This window comes from Moellerella wisconsensis, from assembly GCF_022592395.1.
Classification (GTDB): domain Bacteria; phylum Pseudomonadota; class Gammaproteobacteria; order Enterobacterales; family Enterobacteriaceae; genus Moellerella; species Moellerella wisconsensis.
The window spans coordinates 838381-859510 of record NZ_CP093242.1 but is presented as its reverse complement, the minus strand read 5'-3'; the positions used below and the strand labels follow the sequence as shown (position 1 = coordinate 859510).

Sequence of the window (21130 nt, the reverse complement as noted above, 5' to 3'; positions counted from 1 at the left end):
GTTTGAAATTACAACTCATTGCTGTCGGAACAAAAATGCCGGACTGGGTTCAGACCGGCTTTATGGATTATCTGCACCGTTTTCCTAAAGATATGCCATTTGAATTAACAGAAATTCCCGCGGGTAAACGAGGAAAGAATGCTGATATCAAACGTATCTTAGAAAAAGAAGGCGAGCAAATGCTCTCCGTTGTTGGTAAAGGTAACCGTATTGTGACGTTGGATATCCCAGGCTCGCGCTGGGATACGCCTCAGTTAGCTGGGCAACTTGAGCGCTGGAAGCTAGATGGACGGAATGTCAGTTTGTTAATTGGTGGTCCCGAAGGTTTAGCCCCAGCATGTAAAGCCGCCGCAGAACAAAGCTGGTCACTTTCACCATTAACTATGCCCCATCCACTGGTACGTGTTCTGGTGGCTGAAAGTTTATACCGCGCGTGGAGCATTACCACTAATCACCCCTATCATCGGGAATAATCACGTTGTTATCACTGGCTTTAATCTGGCATTGGGATGAAAAATAAACGCACCCCTTTTCGCGACCATACCGCTGAATCTGTTCTGTTCATTCGCCGGGCTCTCGTAGCATTTGGCGTTATTGTCATATTAAGCGGAATTCTTATGGTCAATCTGTACAACCTACAGATTGTTCGCCATGATGATTATCAAACGCGCTCCAATGATAACCGCATAAAATTAGTCCCAATCCCACCTAGCCGCGGGATTATTTTTGATCGCCATGGCGTGCCTTTGGCACTAAATCGTACCATCTATCAACTTGAGATAGTGCCCGAAAAAGTCAGCAATTTAGCCGATATGTTTGAGCAATTGCGCGATGTAATTGGCTTAACCGATGAAGATATCGCTAATTTTGAAAAAGAACGCAAGCGTTCACGTCGTTTTACGTCTATCCCACTAAAAACGCCATTAAATGAAATCCAAGTTGCGCGTTTTGCTGTTGATCAATATAAATTTCCCGGCTTAGAAGTAAAAGGCTATCAGCGTCGTTATTATCCTTATAACTCAGCCCTTACTCACGTTATTGGCTATGTGGCTAAAATTAATGATAAAGATGTCGAACGCTTAGATAAAGAAGGTCTGTTAGCCAATTACGCGGCCAGTCATGATATCGGTAAGCTGGGTATCGAACGTTATTATGAAGACGTTTTACACGGTAAAACGGGCTATGAAGAAGTCGAAGTCAACAGCCGGGGGCGAGTTATCCGCCAGCTGCACGAGCAACCACCGCAAGCCGGTCGTGATATCTATTTGACTATCGATCTTGAATTACAATCTTATATCGAACAATTGCTCACTACGAGTAGAGCGGCTGTGGTGGTGACCGATCCGCGCAGTGGAGAAATATTAGCGCTCGTATCAAACCCCAGTTATGATCCAAATTTATTTGTTAATGGCATTTCAAATACCGAATATCAGGGTTTGCTAAATAATCCCGATCGCCCATTAATTAACCGTACTACCCAAGGGTTATACCCCCCTGCTTCGACTGTAAAACCCTTTATTTCAGTTGCCGCACTGAGTGAAAATGTGATCACTCCAAACACTACAATTTTTGATCCTGGCTGGTGGCAATTACCCGGTTCAGAAAAACGTTATCGTGACTGGAAACGCTGGGGCCATGGTAAATTAAATGTAGTTAAATCGATTATTGAATCTGCTGATACTTTTTTCTATCAGGTTGCCTATGATATGGGGATCGATAGATTATCGGATTGGATGATTAAATTTGGCTTTGGTGATTATACAGGTATCGATCTTTCCGAAGAACGTTCTGGTATTATGCCAACCCGTGAATGGAAACAAAAACGTTATAAAAAACCATGGTATCAAGGAGATACTATCCCTGTAGGTATCGGTCAAGGATATTGGACCGCGACCCCAATTCAGATGTCAAAAGCGCTAATGATCTTGATTAATGACGGTATCGTTAAAACGCCTCATTTGTTATATGGTACTAAACTCGGTAATGCCATGGTGCCTTATGAACAAAAAGAAACTATCCATATTGGCGATATTCATTCCGGTTATTGGGAATTAGCTAAGCAAGGCATGTACGGTGTAGCTAATGCGCCGAATGGAACGGGACGCCGCAGCTTTATTGGTACGCCATATAAAGTAGCCGCCAAATCAGGTACCGCACAGGTCTTTAGTTATGAAACCTATAATGCCAGTAAATTGGCCGAGCATTTACGCGATCATAAATTGATGATTGCCTTTGCTCCCTATGAAAACCCTACCGTTTCAGTCGCTATTATTTTAGAAAATGGCGGTGCAGGCCCCGCAGTTGGTGATATTGTTCGCCAAATTTTTGACCATATTTTACTCGAAAAACCAAGCACCACATTGCCGACCAATCCCCCTTTAGGGCTGGAGGAAGACCGTTAATATTATGACTGACGACAAAAGAAAATTATCGCTGTCTATGCGTCTGCATATTGACGTTCCGATGCTCTTAATTATTGCCGCACTTTTAGCCTATAGCGCTTTTGTAATGTGGAGTGCTAGCGGACAAGACATCGACATGATGGAACGCAAACTTACCCAGATAACCAGTGGTATTGTGGTGATGTTAGTCATGGCGCAAATTCCGCCACGAGTTTATGAGAACTTTGCCCCACATTTATATATAGTTTGTGTGATTTTGCTGATTTTTGTTGATGCCTTTGGTCAAATTAGTAAAGGAGCTCAACGCTGGCTTGATTTAGGCATTATTCGGTTTCAGCCCTCAGAAATTGCCAAAATAGCGGTTCCGCTGATGGTTGCGCGCTTTATGAATCGCGATCTTTGTCCGCCATCCCTAAGAAATACCGCCATTGCGTTAGTATTAATTTTTGTTCCAACGCTGTTGGTCGCCGCACAGCCAGATTTAGGCACCTCAATTTTAGTTGCCTCCTCTGGGTTATTTGTCCTGTTTTTAGCCGGTATGAGCTGGCGATTGATAGCTATTGCCGGTATCGCATTAGCCGCATTTATTCCAATTCTGTGGTTTTTCTTAATGCATGATTACCAACAAGCTCGGGTTATGATGTTACTCGACCCAGAAAGTGATCCTCTCGGTGCCGGTTATCATATTATTCAGTCCAAAATAGCTATTGGCTCTGGGGGCTTATTTGGTAAAGGTTGGTTACATGGAACCCAATCACAACTTGAATTTTTACCCGAACGCCACACTGACTTTATTTTTGCCGTGGTCGCCGAAGAGTTAGGACTGGTTGGGGTAATTATTTTATTAGCCCTGTATTTATTGCTCATCATGCGCGGCTTATATATTGCTGCAAATGCACAAAATACCTTTGGTAGAGTCATGGTCGGGGGATTAATGTTGATCTTATTCGTCTATGTCTTCGTCAACATCGGTATGGTGAGTGGAATTTTACCGGTGGTCGGCGTTCCACTACCGCTGGTTAGCTATGGCGGCTCTGCACTGATTGTCTTAATGGCTGGATTCGGTATTATCATGTCGATACATACACACCGAAAATTCCTTTCGAAAAGTTTATAACATGAGGCTATGTATGCGTTTTCAATGGATTATGCTTGGCGTTACCGCGGCGTTACTCAGTGGCTGTGTAACTGATAATAACAGCAACAAACAACCGAGTAATCTACCTGTGGTTCCGGCACAAGATGTTTTAGGCGCGGAGCCGCATTACGAGCCATATCACCCTTCGGCCAACAATGATTATCAGCGTAATGGCCAAACTTATTCTATCGTTCGCGATACCTCGCAATTTAGCGAAATAGGTTTTGCTCATATTTTTGGGCAGGAATCTAGCGGTAATATGACCGCCATTGGTGAACGTGTTGATCCTGCTGAATTAACGGCAGCTCATCCTACATTACCTATTCCGAGTTATGTGCGTGTCACCAATCTGATTAATGGTCGCATGATGGTAGTCAGAGTTAACGATCGTGGGCCTTATATGCCGGGTAAAAATATTGCATTATCCCGCGCAGTAGCCGATCGTTTAAATCTGATGCCTACCTCACGGATCAAAATTGATGCTATCAAAGTCGATCAAAATGGGACGCTTTCAGGGCCTGGCACCCAAGGCTCTAACTTTGTAAAACAGAGCTATGCTTTACCAGGGCGCCCCCAATTAGGGGCTGGACCGATGGGTAATCCAGTAATGGAAGATCTACCTGTTCCTGCGACAGCTCTACCAGCTGCTCAGCCGAGCGAGCCAATGCAGCCGCTGGTGGATGAAGCCCCGCTCAACGTGAATACTCCTGCGCCAGTCTCTGCTGAAACCTCAGAAAGTGCGGAGCCGGTGGTCCCTGAAAGAGGTTATATGGTGCAAGTTGGTGCTATCAGTAACCAAGCTAATGCTCGCGAATGGCTAAATAAACTCAAAGGGCAATTCAATGCACCGGGACGAGTCCAACCATATAATAATATTTATCGGGTACAATTAGGGCCATTTAATGACCGTAACCAAGCGGTGACGCTCCAAAGCCGTTTGCAATCAGAGCTTAATCAATCATCGATGGTTATTAATCCTTAATTAGATTGATTGCGTAACAATAGTTATTTAAGTGATAATTCAATATGCTCATAGGCGAAAATTATTTCTATTAATAAGCACTCTCTTAGATAGTCTTTAATTGATTAAAATAATACCGCGAGACTAATAAGCTGAATTATCGCAAATATACTACAATCGGCACAGTAGCTAGAAAAGAATAATTAATTTTCAATTTCTGACTAGACTGTGCCTCTTTTATTAACTAAAGCCACGGATGTTAATTCAACAACCATGAAATATGCTGTCACTTCACGTCTAATTCGCAATACTACACTGGGTATTGCCTTTGCTTTTTCTGCGATCAGCTACGTACAAGCTGATGATATCAATCTTAAAACCATGATCCCTGCCGCACCAGATATTGACGCAGAAGCTTATATCCTGATTGATTATAATTCAGGTAAAGTCCTTGCGGAAAAAAATGCCGACCAGCGACGTGACCCTGCAAGCTTGACTAAAATGATGACTAGCTACGTTATCGGTCAAGCTATACGCTCAGGAAAAATCGGTGTCAATGATATGGTTACCGTTAATGAAGACGCTTGGGCAACCGGTAACCCAGTGTTCAAAGGCTCATCATTAATGTTTCTTAAACCCGGTGATAGAGTTAGCGTATCTCAATTAACCCGCGGAATTAATTTACAATCTGGTAATGATGCCTGTGTCGCTATGGCAGATTACGTTGCGGGTGACCAAGCGAACTTCGTTCAGTTAATGAATACCTATGTTAAACAATTAGGCTTACAAAATACCTATTTTCAGACAGTTCACGGTCTAGATGCCGAGGGGCAGTATAGCTCAGCCCGCGATATGGCGCTGATCGGGCAAGCACTAATCCGCGATGTGCCTGAAGAGTACGAAATCTATAAAGAAAAAGAATTTACCTTTAACAACATTCGCCAAACCAATAGAAATGGTCTGTTATGGGATAAAAGCCTCAATGTCGATGGAATCAAGACCGGGCATACCAATGCTGCGGGCTTTAACTTAGTAGCCTCTGCAACTGAAGGCGATATGCGATTGATTTCTGCCGTTATGGGTGGAAAAAGCGGTAAAGGTCGCGATGCGGAAAGCAAAAAATTGCTGACCTACGGTTTTCGTTTCTTTGAAACGGTTAAACCCCTACAAGCAGGTACTGAATTTGCAGCTGAACCAGTATGGTTTGGTGACGCAGATAAAGCCAAATTAGGCGTCGCTGAGGATCTATATTTGACGATCCCTCGTGGGCGCTTAAAAGACTTAAAAGCCAGCTACGAGTTGAATACTACCGAACTCAATGCACCTTTAGCGAAAGGCGCCGTGGTCGGCACCATTAATTTCCAACTCGACGGTAAAACCATCGAACAGCGCCCATTGGTGGTGTTACAAAATATTGATGAAGGAGGCTTCTTTAGCCGCCTAATTGACTACATCAAATTACTGTTCCATCGCTGGTTCAGCTAACCCTTGAAAATCGGATAAACTACCCCAACATAGTTAACATCTGAATGACTATAATTGTTATTTTCAGGCAAATAAGCCGTAATCACTGTTTATTTGCCTGTCTTTATGGGCGAGTTATTGGCTAACTCACGAATTGAAGATGCCCGTGTAGCCATTATATAGGCCGAGCAAACTTAAACTAACAATTAATAAGATCATCATTATTTCGCTATTAGGAGCGCCCATGAAAACCAAATTAGATGAACTGCTTGAATTCCCATGTTCTTTTACCTACCGTGTAATGGGTATGGCTGAGCCAGAATTAGTTGATCAAGTAGTAGAAGTTGTCCAACGCCATGCACCGGGTGATTACTCTCCAGAAGTTAAACCGAGCAGTAAAGGCAATTATCACTCCGTTTCTATTACCATCAATGCGACGCATATTGATCAAGTTGAAACGCTGTATGAAGAACTAGGCGCATTAGAACTGGTCAAGGTTGTACTGTAATTACTTGCCTAGTTTGATTAAACCCGATCACTGTGAAGTGCTCGGGTTTTTTATGCATCTCGAATTAACTGACTTAAAACTAACGTATATTCACCGATATTTAACATTTGAAAACTAGCAGTAAATCCGGTTGGACGTTATACTGCCAGTACATTTTATAATGTGGATGTTAAAAAATTGCCTGCTAAAATATTACCCTTCGATAAACTATCTGCAGAAACACTGCCTGCTAGAACACTGATTGTTCGTCAATTGGGCTTACAATCCTATCAATCTGTCAGCGATGCAATGCATCAATTTACAGAATCTCGCACTGTAGATACTGTGGATGAATTATGGCTAGTTGAACACCCGAAAGTATTTACTCAAGGGCAAGCAGGTAAAGCTGAACATGTTCTAGCACCTGGGGATATCCCGGTCATTCAAAGTGATAGAGGTGGGCAAGTCACCTACCATGGTCCCGGCCAACAAGTGATGTATGTGCTACTGGATCTCAAGCGAAATAAAATTGGCGTAAGAGAACTGGTAACGGCAATTGAAAATACAGTCATCCGGACATTAGCAGCCTTTAATATTTCTGCCAATGCACGTCCTGATGCGCCCGGAGTTTATGTCGAGGGATGTAAAATTTGCTCACTCGGATTACGTATTCGCAATGGCCGTTCATTTCATGGTCTGGCATTAAATATCGCGATGGATCTTGAACCATTTAGGCGAATTAATCCGTGTGGCTATCAAGGGTTGCAAATGACCCAAATGCAAGCATTTGTGCCTGAAATTAGTCTAAATGATGTTCAGCCCGTGCTAATTAAACAATTCTGTGACGTGCTAGGATTTCATCTTGTTCAATAATAATGCTATAATTTTTTAACATTTTTAAACTATTTTTTAATGTGTGATTTTAAGGTGATCATCGGTAATGACCGCGGATCTAGATTAGTCATCGCGTATTAGCTCGCTGCACAGTTAATCCTAAGATCGAAGAGATCTGGCATTAATCGGCGAAGGTTAATCTGCTATATTTGTCGAGACCTTGAATCACCATCCTAGAATCTAACTGGAACCGGCATAATTATGAGTAAACCAATTCAGATGGAGCGTGGCGTTAAGTATCGTGACGCAGATAAAATGGCGCTAATTCCGGTCAAAACAGTTGTGACCGAACGTGAAGAGATTTTACGTAAACCTGAGTGGATGAAAATTAGACTTCCCGCAGATTCCAGTCGTATTCAGGGTATCAAAGCAGCTATGCGTAAAAATGGCCTGCATTCAGTGTGTGAGGAAGCCTCTTGCCCTAATCTGTCTGAATGTTTCAACCATGGTACTGCGACCTTTATGATTTTAGGCGCAATTTGTACCCGCCGCTGCCCTTTCTGTGACGTTGCGCATGGTCGCCCAACTACACCAGATGCCAATGAGCCACACAAATTAGGCCAAACCATTCACGATATGGCACTGCGCTATGTCGTTATCACTTCGGTTGATCGTGATGATCTACGTGACGGTGGTGCTCAACATTTTGCGGACTGTATTACCGCTATTCGTGAAAAAAGCCCCAATATAAAAATTGAAACATTAGTTCCCGATTTCCGTGGACGTATGGATAAAGCGTTAGAAATTTTAACCGCAACACCACCAGATGTCTTCAATCATAATCTTGAAAACGTTCCACGTATTTATCGCCAAGTACGCCCAGGCGCAAACTATGAATGGTCGCTAAAATTGCTTGAGAAATTTAAACAAGCACATCCTGATATTCCAACTAAATCAGGTTTGATGGTCGGTTTAGGCGAAACTAATCAAGAAATCATTGAAGTAATGCGGGATTTACGCCGACACGGCGTAACCATGTTAACCCTAGGTCAATACTTGCAGCCAAGCCGTCACCATTTGCCAGTAAAACGCTATGTTAGCCCTGCAGAGTTCGAAGAAATGAAGGCCGAAGCCATTGCAATGGGCTTTACCCACGCAGCCTGTGGCCCGTTTGTACGTTCTTCTTATCATGCGGATATGCAAGCGAAAGGCGAAGAAGTTAAATAAAAGAAATTAAATACGAAGATTAACCGGTTCATTTAGCCGTTTTTCTAAATAATCATTTTTAGAGAAACGGCTAATATATTTTATTCAGATAATCGAGATTATCCTGCCATCCAATCATCCTTAATTCTCCCTCATAGCTTTATTCCACAACTATTTCTTAATCATCTCTTAATTATGCCTCAACCATTCCTTAACTATCAAAGCAATTAACCTGCTTTAGGCTTGTTTTACCAAATTATAGGCAAATAAAAACTCGTCTTTCATTTTATAGAAAAGACGAGTTTATAAAGCTGTTTGTATCGTTTAATGCGAAATAATTAGATCGCGAAAACGTTTACAGCTGAAGGGCCTTTAGCACCGTCAGTGATTTCAAATTCAACTCTTTGGCCTTCAGCTAATGTTTTGAAGCCATCGCCTTGAATTGCAGAGAAATGAACGAATACATCTTTGCTACCATCTTCTGGAGTGATAAAACCGAAACCTTTAGATTCGTTGAACCACTTAACGCTACCTTTAACTTTTGACATCAAATATTACCTTTAATAAAAAATAGACACACCATAAGTGTCCCCTACAGTACAGCAGATTGTTAAGCCTGTTGTCTACAACTTAGATCACGAAAATTGATTAAAATCGCAAAAAAACGATTAATCGCTCGATAAAAAGACAATAAACGTTAATTATTATCAATTATATTAATTAACTCACTTTATTATTTTTATGCTAAAAATTTATTAATTCATAGATATCATCATCATTTTGAGCTGATTAGACCAATTTTCTACCTGCTTCATGGGCTAAAAGCCAGTCTTTTATATTCAAACCTCCCGTATAACCGACTAATTTTCCATCATGTCCTATAACGCGATGGCAAGGGACAATTAATGAAATCGGATTACGTGAGTTGGCCATTCCTACAGCTCGACAATAATTAGCAGAGCCTAATGTCAGCGCTAAGTCTTTATAGCTCCAACGCCCCCCAAATGGAATTTTACGCAGTTGTTGCCAAACTTTCTGTTGAAACTCAGTTCCCTGAGGATTAAGCGCCACAGAAAAACTTTTACGCTTGTGGCTAAAATATTCTTTCAATTCTTTAGCGCATTGCTTGGTATGGATATTTTTTTTCTCTTGATAAGTTTGCTCATCGACAAAATAAATCGTAGTAATTCCTAATTCATCAGCTGTAATTTGTACCCACGACCGAGGGAACAACTCTGGTGTCGCCACATAATGATAATACATACCCTCTCCAGATAGATAATTAACATGATCGTTTATCCAGTTATAAAGTAAAATATATGTTTATAGCAATGATATTTTTTCTCAGCCTTCTAACAGAGAAAGTCATCGTAACTGGATAACAAAAAATATTTTTTGCTAAAAATATATTCTTAGTGTTAATAACTGCTTATCAATAAATTAGAATAATTATCATTCAAAAATCAAATACCACTATATATAGTGCGGTTGAAAGAATTAATTACAATATGTAGTATTAAGTCACTTCGTTAGCCATACAATTCTATCCAATTTCTACAAGGTGATAAAAATGACTGTCGTGACAATTTACAGCAAACCCAACTGTGTACAGTGCAACGCAACCTATCAAGCGCTTGAACGAAAAAATATCCCTTACCGCGTTATCGATTTAACTCAAGATAATACTGCATTAGATTTTGTGCGCCAGCTCGGCTATCAACAAGTTCCTGTGGTGGTAATAGGCCAAAAACATTGGTCTGGATTTCGTCCTGACATGCTGCTTGGTCTTTAACTCTAGAGAGTAAATTGGACTACACCGTCTAAACCGCATGTCTAAACTGTATTCCCAAATTATATCAGCCTAGAAATATCCAGGAGCTGTCCATGAAGCTATCCATAAAAACACAGCCACTTATCTACTATTCTAGTCGTTCAGAAAATAGCCATCGTTTTGTTACCAAGCTTGGATTACCCGCGACTCGGCTACCCATGAATGCTGAAGATAATACATTGATAGCGACTCAGCCCTATATCTTGCTTCTACCAACATATGGGGGAGGAGGAATTAAAGGGGCGGTGCCTAAACCCGTCATTCATTTCTTAAATATTGCTGTGAATAGACAATTTATTCGAGGCGTAATCGCTGCGGGCAACACTAACTTTGGAACGGCATTCGCACTAGCTGGCAATATTATTGCTGAAAAATGCCAAGTCCCCTACTTATATAAATTCGAGCTGTTGGGCACAGAAACAGATGTCCGCTTAGTACGCGAAGGACTCGATCGTTTTTGGCAGCACCACACAAGTACCTTACTGTAACTATCAATATAGAGCGAGCCAAAATGCCCCAATTACACAATAATCTGACCGTTGACTATCATGCATTAAATGCCATGCTCAATCTTTATGATAGCCAAGGTAATATTCAATTTGAACAAGATAAACTGGCAGCACATCACTACTTCCGCCAGCATGTAAACCAAAATACAGTGTTCTTTCATGACCTAAAAGAGAAACTCGATTTTCTAGTCAATGAAAATTATTACGAATCATCAGTGCTAGAACAGTATGATTTTGCGTTTATCAAACAATTGTTTCAGCAAGCCTATCAGCATAAATTTCGCTTCCAGACTTTTTTGGGTGCCTTTAAATATTACACCAGCTATACCTTGAAAACCTTCGATGGCAAACGCTATTTAGAACGCTATGAAGACCGTGTATGTCTGGTTGCTTTAACACTGGCACAAGGTAACCCAGAGGTCGCCTCATCGCTGGTCGACGAAATCATCACTGGACGCTTTCAACCCGCAACGCCGACCTTTCTTAACTGCGGTAAAAAACAACGTGGCGAATTAGTCTCCTGCTTTTTATTGCGGATAGAAGATAATATGGAGTCGATTGGCCGAGCGGTTAATTCTGCATTGCAATTGTCTAAACGTGGGGGAGGTGTCGCATTTCTATTAACTAATCTCCGAGAAGCTGGTGCGCCAATTAAATTAATTGAAAACCAATCTTCTGGAGTTATTCCAGTAATGAAAATGTTGGAAGATGCATTTTCATATGCGAATCAATTAGGTGCACGTCAAGGCGCTGGAGCTGTTTATTTACACGCTCATCACCCTGATATTATGCGCTTTCTCGATACTAAACGTGAAAATGTCGATGAAAAAATACGCATTAAAACGCTATCACTCGGTGTGGTTATTCCTGATATCACCTTCCAGTTAGCCAAAGATAATCAGGATATGTATTTATTCTCGCCTTATGATATTCAACGAGAATATGGCGTAGCGATGTCAGAAATCAGTATCAGCGATAAATACCATGAACTGGTTAATAATAAAGATATACGTAAACGAAAAATAAAAGCCCGAGAGTTTTTCCAAACACTGGCCGAAATTCAATTTGAATCTGGCTACCCCTATATTTTATTTGAAGATACCGCCAATCGAGCCAATCCTATTCATGGCCGAATCAATATGAGTAATTTGTGCTCTGAAATTTTACAAGTGAATAGTGCCAGTGAATACGATGATAATTTAAACTATCGCCATATAGGTAAAGATATCAGTTGTAATCTTGGCTCGATGAATATTGCTAAAACCATGGATTCCCCCAATTTTGCCAAATCTATTGAAATCGCAATCCGTGCATTAACATCAGTATCTGACATGAGCCATATTCATTCCGTACCATCGATAGAGCAAGGTAATCATCAATCTCATGCTATTGGGTTAGGGCAAATGAATTTACACGGTTATCTTGCTCGTGAAAAAATCTATTATGGCTCAGAGGAAGGAATTGATTTTACAAATATTTATTTTTATGCGGTTACCTATCATGCATTAAAAACTTCCAATCAATTAGCCATAGAACGAGGGCAAACGTTTAGCGGCTTTGAGAATTCAACTTACGCCAGTGGCGAATATTTTAATAAATATATTGAGCAAACATGGCTACCAAAAACTACAACTGTGGCAGCTTTATTCGATAAAGCGGGGATCATATTGCCTAGCCAAGACGATTGGGTACAGCTAAAACGCTCAATTATGACGTATGGGATTTATAATCAAAATCTTCAGGCGGTTCCCCCCACAGGGTCAATATCTTATATCAATAACTCTACATCGAGCATTCATCCTATCGTATCTCGAATAGAGATCCGTAAAGAAGGAAAACTCGGTCGAGTCTATTATCCTGCGCCATTTATGAATAATGATAATTTAGAATATTATCAAGACGCTTATCAAATTGGCCCAGAAAAAATAATTGATACCTATGCAGCAGCAACTCAGCATGTTGATCAAGGCTTATCATTAACGCTATTTTTCAGAGATGAAGCTACTACACGCGATATTAATCGGGCGCAGATTTATGCGTGGAAAAAAGGAATTAAAAGCCTCTACTACATTCGATTAAAGCAAATTGCTCTGGAAGGTACCGAAGTCCAAGGTTGTGTTTCATGCACTCTATAATAGGAATCGATAAAATGAGCGAAACGACTCCCCTCCGCCTAATTAAGGCGATAAATTGGAATAAAATTGAAGACGATAAAGATTTAGAAGTGTGGAATCGATTAACGACAAATTTCTGGCTACCGGAAAAAATACCACTTTCAAATGATCTCCCGTCTTGGAATACATTAACTGATGCTGAAAAGAAATTAACTATTAGAGTCTTTACTGGGCTAACACTATTAGATACTTTACAAAATACCGTTGGTGCTCCCAAATTAATGGATGATGCGCTTACCCCCCATGAAGAAGCGGTAATGTCGAATATCTGCTTCATGGAAGCGGTACATGCTCGTTCTTATAGCTCAATGTTTTCTACTTTATGTCTAGCAGCCGATGTTGATGAAGCCTATCGTTGGAGTGAAGAAAATCTATTCTTACAAAATAAAGCCAATATAATAATGTCTTATTATTGCGCCGATCACCCTTTAAAGAAAAAAGTCGCCAGTGTTTTTTTAGAATCCTTTTTATTTTATTCTGGCTTCTATTTACCTATGTATTGGTCAAGTCGAGGAAAGCTAACTAATACAGCCGATTTAATCCGATTAATTATTCGTGATGAAGCTGTGCATGGTTATTATATTGGCTATAAATTTCAAAAATCCTTAGAGAAATGCAATGACGATATAAAGAAAGAAATTAAAGATTTTACTTTTTCATTATTATTAGATCTTTATGACAATGAGATAAAATACACAGAAGAATTATATGATACTGTAGGATGGACTGAAGACGTCAAAAAATTTCTGCATTATAACGCCAATAAATCCTTAATGAATTTAGGCTATGAGGCATTATTTCCAGCAGAAATGACTGATGTTAGCCCTGCTATATTATCGGCATTATCTCCAGATGCAAATGAAAATCATGATTTCTTCTCTGGATCAGGTTCTTCTTATATTATCGGTAAAACAGTTAATACCGAGGATGATGATTGGAATTTCTAATCCCTCACCCTAATTAATCACTTTATTTAATGCTATTAATAACTCATTGAATATAAACAACTTTAATTCAATGGGTTATTTAAGTATAAAAACCACACTAATAGACTCGTAATTTACACCTTATTTTAAGTAAATAATTCATTTTTTACGAACTGAACATTATAAAAACATTAGCTAAAAGCCCTTAATATGATAACTCCGCCCAAAATACATTAAATAAACTAATCAATCCGAGGTTAATCATCATTTATTTTGAGATCTTTAAATAGCATGATATATGCTAAAAAATCGCATTTATTTTAAATTTCAATTTTTCTTTTATTAATAGTATTAAATACCTTAATTAACAATTTTAAATCATAACCTTAGATACAAACAAAAAATCATTAATAGTTTAATGATACAACTTATTATCCAATAAAATTTAAAATGAATCATCAATTTAATCTAACAAGGATGGGTCAATTATTTGATTAATTAGATTGAACATAGGGTTGTAAGGCTAACTCAGTATGTTAGGGTATAACGCTGTCTTAAATTAAGGATTATTAAATTTATTGCATAACTAAAATCATAACGGAGTAATTAGTTAACTTTAGATTTAAACATTTAGTCCACGATGACTTTTAAATTAATTGAAAAATCATCGCCATGGGTCTTATAAAAATCGATCCGAAAATTTAGACATATTGCAAAAAGCATACATAATATAAATACAGATAAAAATAATTACTAAGTAAGGCTAATTTATTCACCAAACAAAAAATAGGAATACTATTTATTTATGGCGATAAAACTTGAAGTTAAAAACTTATATAAAATATTCGGGGAACATCCAGATCAAGCATTTAAAATGCTTGAATCAGGCATGACCAAAGATCAGATTTTTGAAAAAACAGGGCTAACTATTGGTGTACATGACGCCAATCTGGCAATTGAAGAAGGCGAAATCTTTGTTGTTATGGGGCTATCGGGCTCCGGCAAATCAACACTGGTGCGCCTCCTCAATCGTCTGATAGACCCAACAAGGGGACAAGTTCTGATTGATGGTCAAGATATTTCGAATATCTCCGACAGCGAATTGCGCCAAGTTCGACGCAGCAAAATCAGTATGGTGTTTCAATCGTTCGCATTAATGCCACATATGAACGTAATTGATAATACGGCATTTGGTATGGAGCTAGCGGGTATTCCTAAAGACGAACGCCATCAAAAAGCATTAGATGCACTAAAGCAAGTTAATTTAGAAAATTGGGCATACTCTTACCCTGATGAATTATCAGGCGGGATGCGCCAGCGTATTGGGCTTGCTCGAGCACTAGCGAATGATCCCGATATCTTATTGATGGATGAAGCATTTTCTGCACTTGACCCATTAATTCGTACCGAAATGCAAGATGAGCTTTTGTCATTACAAGGCGATAAACAGCGAACTATCGTATTTATTTCCCATGATTTGGATGAAGCAATGCGTATTGGTGACCGAATTGCCATTATGCAAGGCGGCGATGTGGTTCAAGTCGGTACGCCAGACGAAATTCTGAATAATCCGGCCAATGATTATGTTCGTACGTTTTTCCGAGGTGTCGACGTTAGCCAAGTTTTTAGTGCCAAAGACGTTGCACGTAGACGCCCTGATGCGCTGTTGCATATTGCCCAAGGCTTTGGTCCTCGCTCTGCGCTTAAAGTGCTGAATGACGAAGACAGAAGCCATGGATACCTAATTTCACGTGGACACACCTTTGCCGGTATTGTCTCTGTTGATTCTTTAGAGCATGCACTGCGCGAAAAACAAGGTATCGATGCAGCCATATTAAGTGATATTCCGACCATTAATGCGGATACCCCACTTAACGAACTAATCTCTGTCGTCGCCCAAGCTCCCTGTGCAGTGCCCGTTGTTAACGACAATAATCGTTATGTTGGCGTAATTTCGAAAGGAATGTTACTGCAGGCTTTGGATAAGGAGACACCGAATGAGTAATACCACTTCACAAGAAACCAATACTATCGATCCTTGGGCAGCAAGCAGTGCGCCAAATAGCACGGATACTCAGGAAAATGTCACGTCGACCGAGCCAGCTGCCGATCCTTGGGGAGCGTCATCAACCCCAGACAGTACTGATCCTTGGGGGGGGAGCACTGAAGGCGCAGATCAGGTTAGCGCCGGAGGTGGCACTGATTGGCTCGATGTACCTGCCGACAGTATTCCTGCCGACAGTTTTAATTTAATGGATCCGTTTCAGCACACACTGATCCCTCTCGATTCCTGGGTCACTCATGCTATCGATTGGGTCGTGATTAATTTTAGACCGGTGTTCCAAGGGATACGTGTTCCGATCGATTTTATCCTAAGCGGCTTTGAGCAAATGTTGCTGTCTCTCCCCTCGCCGATAGCAATTATTATATTTGCATTAATTGCTTGGCAGCTTTCAGGTCGGGTCATGGGTGTAGCAACGTTTATTGCCATGATAGCAATAGGGGCCATTGGTGCATGGTCTGAAGCGATGGTAACGCTAGCACTGGTACTTACATCGTTATTCTTTTGTATCATTATCGGCCTTCCCTTAGGGATATGGCTGGCACGCAGTGATAGAGCAGCCAAAATTATCCGGCCGATATTAGATGCCATGCAAACAACACCAGCCTTCGTTTATTTAGTACCGATTGTCATGCTATTTGGTATTGGTAACGTGCCCGGTGTCGTGGTAACCATTATATTTGCGCTGCCACCAATCATTCGTTTAACCATTTTAGGGATTAAACATGTTCCTGCTGATTTAGTTGAAGCAGCAGAATCGTTTGGCGCCAGCCCGAAACAATTACTGTTTAAAGTTCAGCTCCCTTTAGCTATGCCGACCATCATGGCCGGAGTTAACCAAACACTGATGCTGGCACTTTCAATGGTCGTTATTGCTTCGATGATAGCCGTTGGCGGTTTAGGTCAAATGGTACTACGAGGCATTGGTCGACTCGATATGGGTCTCGCCTCAGTAGGCGGTGTAGGTATCGTTATTCTGGCAATTATTCTGGATAGATTAACTCAATCATTGGGTAGAGACAGCCGCGCTAAAGGCCCGCAACGTTGGTATCAAACTGGTCCAATCGGAGCTGTTAGCAAATTAATCGGCAAAAAATAACGCATATAATACCTATCAACCGGAGGATAGCCCCCTATCCTCCGCCCATTCAATCTCACGCTGTTTAACTCAGCGAATAACTTGCCAAGGCAAGTCATATGACAACTGATAGAGGCCATAATGAAAAAGACAGTCATCTTAGCAGCTGCCCTGACAACGCTAATGAGCACCACGGTATTGGCGAATGATAAACCGGGGAAAGGAATTAAAGTTCAACCCGTTCAAAGTACGATTTCCGAAGAAACATTTCAAACATTACTGGTCAATAAAGCCCTAGAGCAATTAGGCTATGATGTACAACCGATAAAAGAAGTTGATTATAATGTTGCTTACTCCTCCATAGCTTCTGGCGATGCGACCTTTCTAGCCGTTAGCTGGGTACCTTTACACAATACCCAATATCAAGCCGCAGGTGGTGACAAAGCGTTCTATCGCCAAGGTAATTATGTCACTAATGCCGCTCAAGGTTATTTAATCGACAAAAAAACTGCCGATAAATACCATATAACGAATATTGAGCAGCTTAAAGATCCTAAAATTGCTAAGCTTTTTGATACCAATAATAATGGTAAGGCCGATTTAACCGGGTGTAATCCAGGCTGGGGTTGTGAAGCGGCCATTAATAATCATCTTAAAGCCTATGGTTTGACTAACAGCGTTGATCATAATCAAGGCAACTACGCCGCGATGATGGCCGATACCATAACACGTTATAAAGAAGGCAAACCTATCTTCTATTATACGTGGACACCTTACTGGATAAGCGATGTATTAAAACCGGGGCGCGATGTTGTATGGTTAGAAGTTCCCTTCTCATCTATGCCTAACGGCGAAAAAATTGATACCAAATTACCAAACGGTAAAAATTATGGCTTCCCAGCAAATACCATGCATATTGCTGCCAATAAACAATGGGCTAAAGAGAACCCTGCTGCTGCTAAATTGTTTGAAGTCATGAGCTTACCAGTAGCTGATGTTAACGCTCAAAACCTAAGAATGCACAATGGCGAAGCGTCAGAAGCTAATATCGAACGCCATGCTAATGGTTGGATTAAAGCGCACCAGAAAACCTTTGATGGCTGGGTTGAGCAAGCACGCCAAGCCGCCAATAAATAATCATTTAATCGGGGTTTTTAATCCCCATAAAAGCTAATGTTCACAACGGTCATTATTGAATTAACTCTATAATGACCGTTTTTTATCCGCTGACATCAATACATTGATAGCCAACACCACGACATTGATAACCAACAACACTGCATAAATCGCTTAAATGGAATAACGTAATTAAATATATTTATATATATTAATCACCTTATTTATTTTTCGGATAGCTACATTAATGAAATCAACTCCACAAGCCGAGCTTACCCCAGGTCTTGTTCTACTGATGGCGATTGCCACCGGACTCGTGGTCGCCAGTAATTATTATGCGCAACCTTTATTAGACACCATTGCTTTACAGTTTAACTTAACCACCAATATGGCTGGGTTTATCGTTACCACTGCACAATTGAGCTACGCCGTAGGATTGCTGCTTTTAGTTCCCCTTGGCGATCTTTTTGAACGGCGTAATCTGATTTTAATCATGACTATATTATCAGCTTGTGGTCTATTGGTTACCGCCCTAGCCAACAATATCTGGTTAATTTTATTAGGAACAGGATTAACTGGATTATTCTCTGTAGTAGCTCAAATTCTCGTACCATTAGCCGCCACTCTCGCTAAACCCCACCAGCGAGGAAAAGCCGTTGGCTTTATTATGAGTGGTCTATTACTGGGGATTTTGTTAGCTAGAACACTTTCTGGTGCAATGGCTATGATTGGTGGCTGGCGGGCTATCTATTGGCTAGCTTTCTTCATACTGATGCTGTTAGTGGTTATAATGTGGCGTAAATTACCGCGTTATCAGTCCCCGATAAAATTAAATTATGGCCAACTCTTAGGCTCTATTTTCCAGCTATTTTTTACGACTCCCGTATTAGCAGTGAGATCGATCTTAGGCGGATTAGCTTTTGCCAATTTCGCCTTATTATGGACAGCCATGGCTTTTTTATTAGCCGGCGAGCCGTTTAATTTTTCAGAGGGTGTTATAGGTCTATTCGGCTTAGCCGGAGCCGCGGGGGCGTTAATGGCCTTACAAGCTGGACATTTAGTGGATAAAGGAAAAGGTAAAAAAGTCACCTTGATTAGCCTGATTCTTTTATTACTCTCTTGGATACCGATTGGTTTCGCCAAAGAGTCTTTAATCGGCTTTATTATCGGTATTTTAATTCTCGATTTAGCGGTGCAAGGGCTCCATATTACTAATCAAAGTACATTATATCGCATCATGCCTGAAGCTCGAGGCCGACTCACGGCGGGCTATATGACCAGTTATTTTATCGGTGGTGCACTGGGATCTTTAGCATCGGGATATGCTTATCACTATGCGGGATGGTACGGTATCGCTATCACCGGGGGCATTCTTTGTTTGATAAGCTTAATCGTTTGGGCTTTCGGTGCTCGTTTCGATCCTATCATCGAGGATAATAAAAGCTAATTAGCCTATTTTTACTCTGTATTTATTGTCTATCATCAAGCTGATGCGCGATTAATCTCCATCAGCTTTTTATAGATTGACGTTTATGGTCTTTTTTATCGAATATTTCTTATAGCTCTCTGTTTATAGGCTGTTTTTTTATAGGCTGTTGCTTATCGACTATCTGCACCATCACATATGCTTTTATAAAGAAAGAATATATTAGCCAGTTTGCTTAAAATATATCATTCTAAATCAGATAGATAGATTAAATTTGCATCATCAACTTAACGAGATTAATTCTCATCTATTCTACTTATAATCATCAGAAAAGATGATATTTAAATCTAAAAAGTCACCATAAAATCACCATAAAAAACCAACTTTATCCCCAAAAAATAACATCAATAAAATACCCTTTAGTAAAAAAAATCATTTAATACCTTAACGATATTATTTCTTTAAAGAAAATAAACAATTGGCACTATTAAACAAAAACTTATTTTTTCTTCAGTGATACAATAAATTTATCACCTAGATTAATTAGCTAACATTAATTTAGTAAAAATAAAACTGAATCAGTTATCTTTCATTTTCATGATAATATTACTTAGCAGCAACAATTCCCAACAGCAACCTAACTAACTGGAAATAAGCGCGTTTTTGTTTTTATAGTTATTTTAATTTTAATTGATAGGGCAATTATTAATAATTTCATTGGTATCAGTTTAACTAAACTAACTCATTTTAGTTATTCTTACTTACATTGATAATAATATTAATAAAAATATCTCTGCCACTTTTTTTGGATTAACATTCGTAAAATTTATGAATTAGGTATCATTATCAAAATAAATTCGATGAGATCAAATAACTCTAATTGCTAAATTTAGCGTTTAATATACCATTTAGAAGGTTGATGACAGTTGTTATCTTACCAGCTGAAACTAATAAGGTATCTAAATAATGGAAAGTTCATTTAAACCAACAGAAGAACTACTAAATACACGAGTAACACAGCAAAATGCATTAAATAAAACGATCCCTTATCAGGAGATTTTATTAACTCGCTTATGTATGCATGTGCACGGTAAATTATTAGACTGCCGTAATCATATGCTTAAATCCCAAGGAATTAATGAGACATTATTTATGGCTCTAATGATCTTGGATACCAAAGAGTCACGCAGTATTCAACCGTCAGAATTAAGTGCAGCATTAGGTTCATCACGGACTAATGCCACTCGAATTGCTGATGAATTAGAAAAAAATGGCTGGATAGAACGTAAAGAAAGCCAAAATGATCGCCGCTGTTTGCATTTACATCTGACCGATAAAGGCACTGAATTTTTAAACAGTCTTTTACCGCCTCAGTACGACTGCCTCCGCGATATTTGGTCGGTACTAGATACCGCAGAGAAAACACAACTAGATAGCCTAATGCGTAGTCTGCTCACAAAACTTGATAATTTAGGTTTTGATGCAGCAAAATAGCCATATAAGTAATACGGTTAAT

General features: G+C 39.9%; 19 protein-coding genes. 17 read left to right on the top strand and 2 right to left on the bottom strand.

Annotated elements, in window-relative coordinates; genetic code table 11:
- The first annotated feature begins 2 nt into the window (after positions 1–2).
- The 8 genes from rlmH (at position 3) to lipA (ending at position 8513) form a co-directional block, all read left to right on the top strand.
- Entirely contained in the window at positions 3–473 is a 471-nt protein-coding gene (gene rlmH, locus MNY66_RS03655; protein ID WP_047255768.1) for a 23S rRNA (pseudouridine(1915)-N(3))-methyltransferase RlmH, read from the top strand.
- Between the two features lie 36 nt (positions 474–509).
- Positions 510–2402, top strand: coding sequence for a peptidoglycan DD-transpeptidase MrdA (gene mrdA / locus MNY66_RS03650; protein WP_241501453.1), 1893 nt, complete (start codon positions 510–512; stop codon positions 2400–2402).
- A 4-nt stretch (positions 2403–2406) separates the two neighbouring features.
- On the top strand, positions 2407–3519 hold the full coding sequence (mrdB, locus tag MNY66_RS03645; RefSeq protein WP_047255770.1) for a peptidoglycan glycosyltransferase MrdB: 1113 nt from the start codon (positions 2407–2409) through the stop codon (positions 3517–3519).
- Positions 3520–3532: 13 nt separating this feature from the next.
- On the top strand, positions 3533–4522 hold the full coding sequence (gene rlpA / locus MNY66_RS03640; protein ID WP_241501452.1) for an endolytic peptidoglycan transglycosylase RlpA: 990 nt from the start codon (positions 3533–3535) through the stop codon (positions 4520–4522).
- A 252-nt stretch (positions 4523–4774) separates the two neighbouring features.
- Positions 4775–5986 (top strand): D-alanyl-D-alanine carboxypeptidase DacA, encoded by a 1212-nt coding sequence (gene dacA, locus MNY66_RS03635; protein ID WP_047255772.1) that lies wholly within the window; start codon positions 4775–4777, stop codon positions 5984–5986.
- A 223-nt stretch (positions 5987–6209) separates the two neighbouring features.
- Complete coding sequence (gene ybeD, locus MNY66_RS03630; RefSeq protein ID WP_047255773.1) at positions 6210–6473, top strand: DUF493 family protein YbeD; 264 nt, start codon at positions 6210–6212, stop codon at positions 6471–6473.
- A 222-nt stretch (positions 6474–6695) separates the two neighbouring features.
- Entirely contained in the window at positions 6696–7325 is a 630-nt protein-coding gene (lipB, locus tag MNY66_RS03625) for a lipoyl(octanoyl) transferase LipB (RefSeq protein WP_134473808.1), read from the top strand.
- 222 nt (positions 7326–7547) lie between these two features.
- Positions 7548–8513: a lipoyl synthase gene (lipA, locus tag MNY66_RS03620; protein ID WP_047255774.1), complete on the top strand. Its 966-nt coding sequence runs from the start codon at positions 7548–7550 to the stop codon at positions 8511–8513.
- A gap of 317 nt (positions 8514–8830) precedes the next feature.
- On the opposite strand, the gene cspE is transcribed toward lipA, so the two are convergent.
- Positions 8831–9040, bottom strand: a complete 210-nt coding sequence (cspE, locus tag MNY66_RS03615) for a transcription antiterminator/RNA stability regulator CspE (RefSeq protein WP_047255775.1) — start codon at positions 9038–9040, stop codon at positions 8831–8833.
- Positions 9041–9281: 241 nt separating this feature from the next.
- Entirely contained in the window at positions 9282–9755 is a 474-nt protein-coding gene (locus MNY66_RS03610) for a methylated-DNA--[protein]-cysteine S-methyltransferase (protein ID WP_047255776.1), read from the bottom strand.
- 307 nt (positions 9756–10062) lie between these two features.
- Here MNY66_RS03610 and nrdH point away from each other — a divergent pair, with 307 nt between their 5' ends.
- The 9 genes from nrdH to mprA all read left to right on the top strand — a co-directional run bounded on the left by nrdH (position 10063) and on the right by mprA (position 21108).
- Positions 10063–10284, top strand: coding sequence for a glutaredoxin-like protein NrdH (gene nrdH, locus MNY66_RS03605; protein WP_047255777.1), 222 nt, complete (start codon positions 10063–10065; stop codon positions 10282–10284).
- 92 nt (positions 10285–10376) lie between these two features.
- A complete protein-coding gene (gene nrdI, locus MNY66_RS03600; RefSeq protein WP_047255778.1) occupies positions 10377–10811 on the top strand; it encodes a class Ib ribonucleoside-diphosphate reductase assembly flavoprotein NrdI in 435 nt (144 codons plus the stop codon).
- Between the two features lie 23 nt (positions 10812–10834).
- Complete coding sequence (gene nrdE, locus MNY66_RS03595) at positions 10835–12967, top strand: class 1b ribonucleoside-diphosphate reductase subunit alpha (RefSeq protein WP_072057346.1); 2133 nt, start codon at positions 10835–10837, stop codon at positions 12965–12967.
- Between the two features lie 14 nt (positions 12968–12981).
- Positions 12982–13953 (top strand): class 1b ribonucleoside-diphosphate reductase subunit beta, encoded by a 972-nt coding sequence (gene nrdF, locus MNY66_RS03590; protein ID WP_241501451.1) that lies wholly within the window; start codon positions 12982–12984, stop codon positions 13951–13953.
- A 784-nt stretch (positions 13954–14737) separates the two neighbouring features.
- Positions 14738–15937: a glycine betaine/L-proline ABC transporter ATP-binding protein ProV gene (gene proV, locus MNY66_RS03585; RefSeq protein ID WP_047255779.1), complete on the top strand. Its 1200-nt coding sequence runs from the start codon at positions 14738–14740 to the stop codon at positions 15935–15937.
- Positions 15930–17093 (top strand): glycine betaine/L-proline ABC transporter permease ProW, encoded by a 1164-nt coding sequence (proW, locus tag MNY66_RS03580; RefSeq protein WP_241501450.1) that lies wholly within the window; start codon positions 15930–15932, stop codon positions 17091–17093. The genes proV and proW overlap by 8 nt, the downstream gene beginning before the upstream one ends.
- Before the next feature lie 120 nt (positions 17094–17213).
- Entirely contained in the window at positions 17214–18209 is a 996-nt protein-coding gene (gene proX / locus MNY66_RS03575) for a glycine betaine/L-proline ABC transporter substrate-binding protein ProX (protein WP_047255781.1), read from the top strand.
- Positions 18210–18435: 226 nt separating this feature from the next.
- Positions 18436–19635 (top strand): MFS transporter, encoded by a 1200-nt coding sequence (locus tag MNY66_RS03570; protein ID WP_047255782.1) that lies wholly within the window; start codon positions 18436–18438, stop codon positions 19633–19635.
- A 945-nt stretch (positions 19636–20580) separates the two neighbouring features.
- A complete protein-coding gene (gene mprA, locus MNY66_RS03565) occupies positions 20581–21108 on the top strand; it encodes a transcriptional repressor MprA (protein WP_047255783.1) in 528 nt (175 codons plus the stop codon).
- The last annotated feature ends 22 nt before the right edge of the window (positions 21109–21130 follow it).

Excerpts from the sequence above, each read along its gene's own strand:
- proX (WP_047255781.1), top strand. The coding sequence starts at position 17,214 with ATGAAAAAGACAGTCATCTTAGCAGCTGCCCTGACAACGCTAATGAGC.
- nrdE (WP_072057346.1), top strand. The coding sequence starts at position 10,835 with ATGCCCCAATTACACAATAATCTGACCGTTGACTATCATGCATTAAAT.
- ybeD (WP_047255773.1), top strand. The coding sequence starts at position 6,210 with ATGAAAACCAAATTAGATGAACTGCTTGAATTCCCATGTTCTTTTACC.
- mrdB (WP_047255770.1), top strand. The coding sequence starts at position 2,407 with ATGACTGACGACAAAAGAAAATTATCGCTGTCTATGCGTCTGCATATT.
- proV (WP_047255779.1), top strand. The coding sequence starts at position 14,738 with ATGGCGATAAAACTTGAAGTTAAAAACTTATATAAAATATTCGGGGAA.
- MNY66_RS03610 (WP_047255776.1), bottom strand. The coding sequence starts at position 9,755 with ATGTATTATCATTATGTGGCGACACCAGAGTTGTTCCCTCGGTCGTGG.
- mprA (WP_047255783.1), top strand. The coding sequence starts at position 20,581 with ATGGAAAGTTCATTTAAACCAACAGAAGAACTACTAAATACACGAGTA.
- dacA (WP_047255772.1), top strand. The coding sequence starts at position 4,775 with ATGAAATATGCTGTCACTTCACGTCTAATTCGCAATACTACACTGGGT.
- nrdI (WP_047255778.1), top strand. The coding sequence starts at position 10,377 with ATGAAGCTATCCATAAAAACACAGCCACTTATCTACTATTCTAGTCGT.
- cspE (WP_047255775.1), bottom strand. The coding sequence starts at position 9,040 with ATGTCAAAAGTTAAAGGTAGCGTTAAGTGGTTCAACGAATCTAAAGGT.
- mrdA (WP_241501453.1), top strand. The coding sequence starts at position 510 with ATGAAAAATAAACGCACCCCTTTTCGCGACCATACCGCTGAATCTGTT.
- nrdH (WP_047255777.1), top strand. The coding sequence starts at position 10,063 with ATGACTGTCGTGACAATTTACAGCAAACCCAACTGTGTACAGTGCAAC.
- proW (WP_241501450.1), top strand. The coding sequence starts at position 15,930 with ATGAGTAATACCACTTCACAAGAAACCAATACTATCGATCCTTGGGCA.
- lipA (WP_047255774.1), top strand. The coding sequence starts at position 7,548 with ATGAGTAAACCAATTCAGATGGAGCGTGGCGTTAAGTATCGTGACGCA.
- nrdF (WP_241501451.1), top strand. The coding sequence starts at position 12,982 with ATGAGCGAAACGACTCCCCTCCGCCTAATTAAGGCGATAAATTGGAAT.
- rlpA (WP_241501452.1), top strand. The coding sequence starts at position 3,533 with ATGCGTTTTCAATGGATTATGCTTGGCGTTACCGCGGCGTTACTCAGT.
- MNY66_RS03570 (WP_047255782.1), top strand. The coding sequence starts at position 18,436 with ATGAAATCAACTCCACAAGCCGAGCTTACCCCAGGTCTTGTTCTACTG.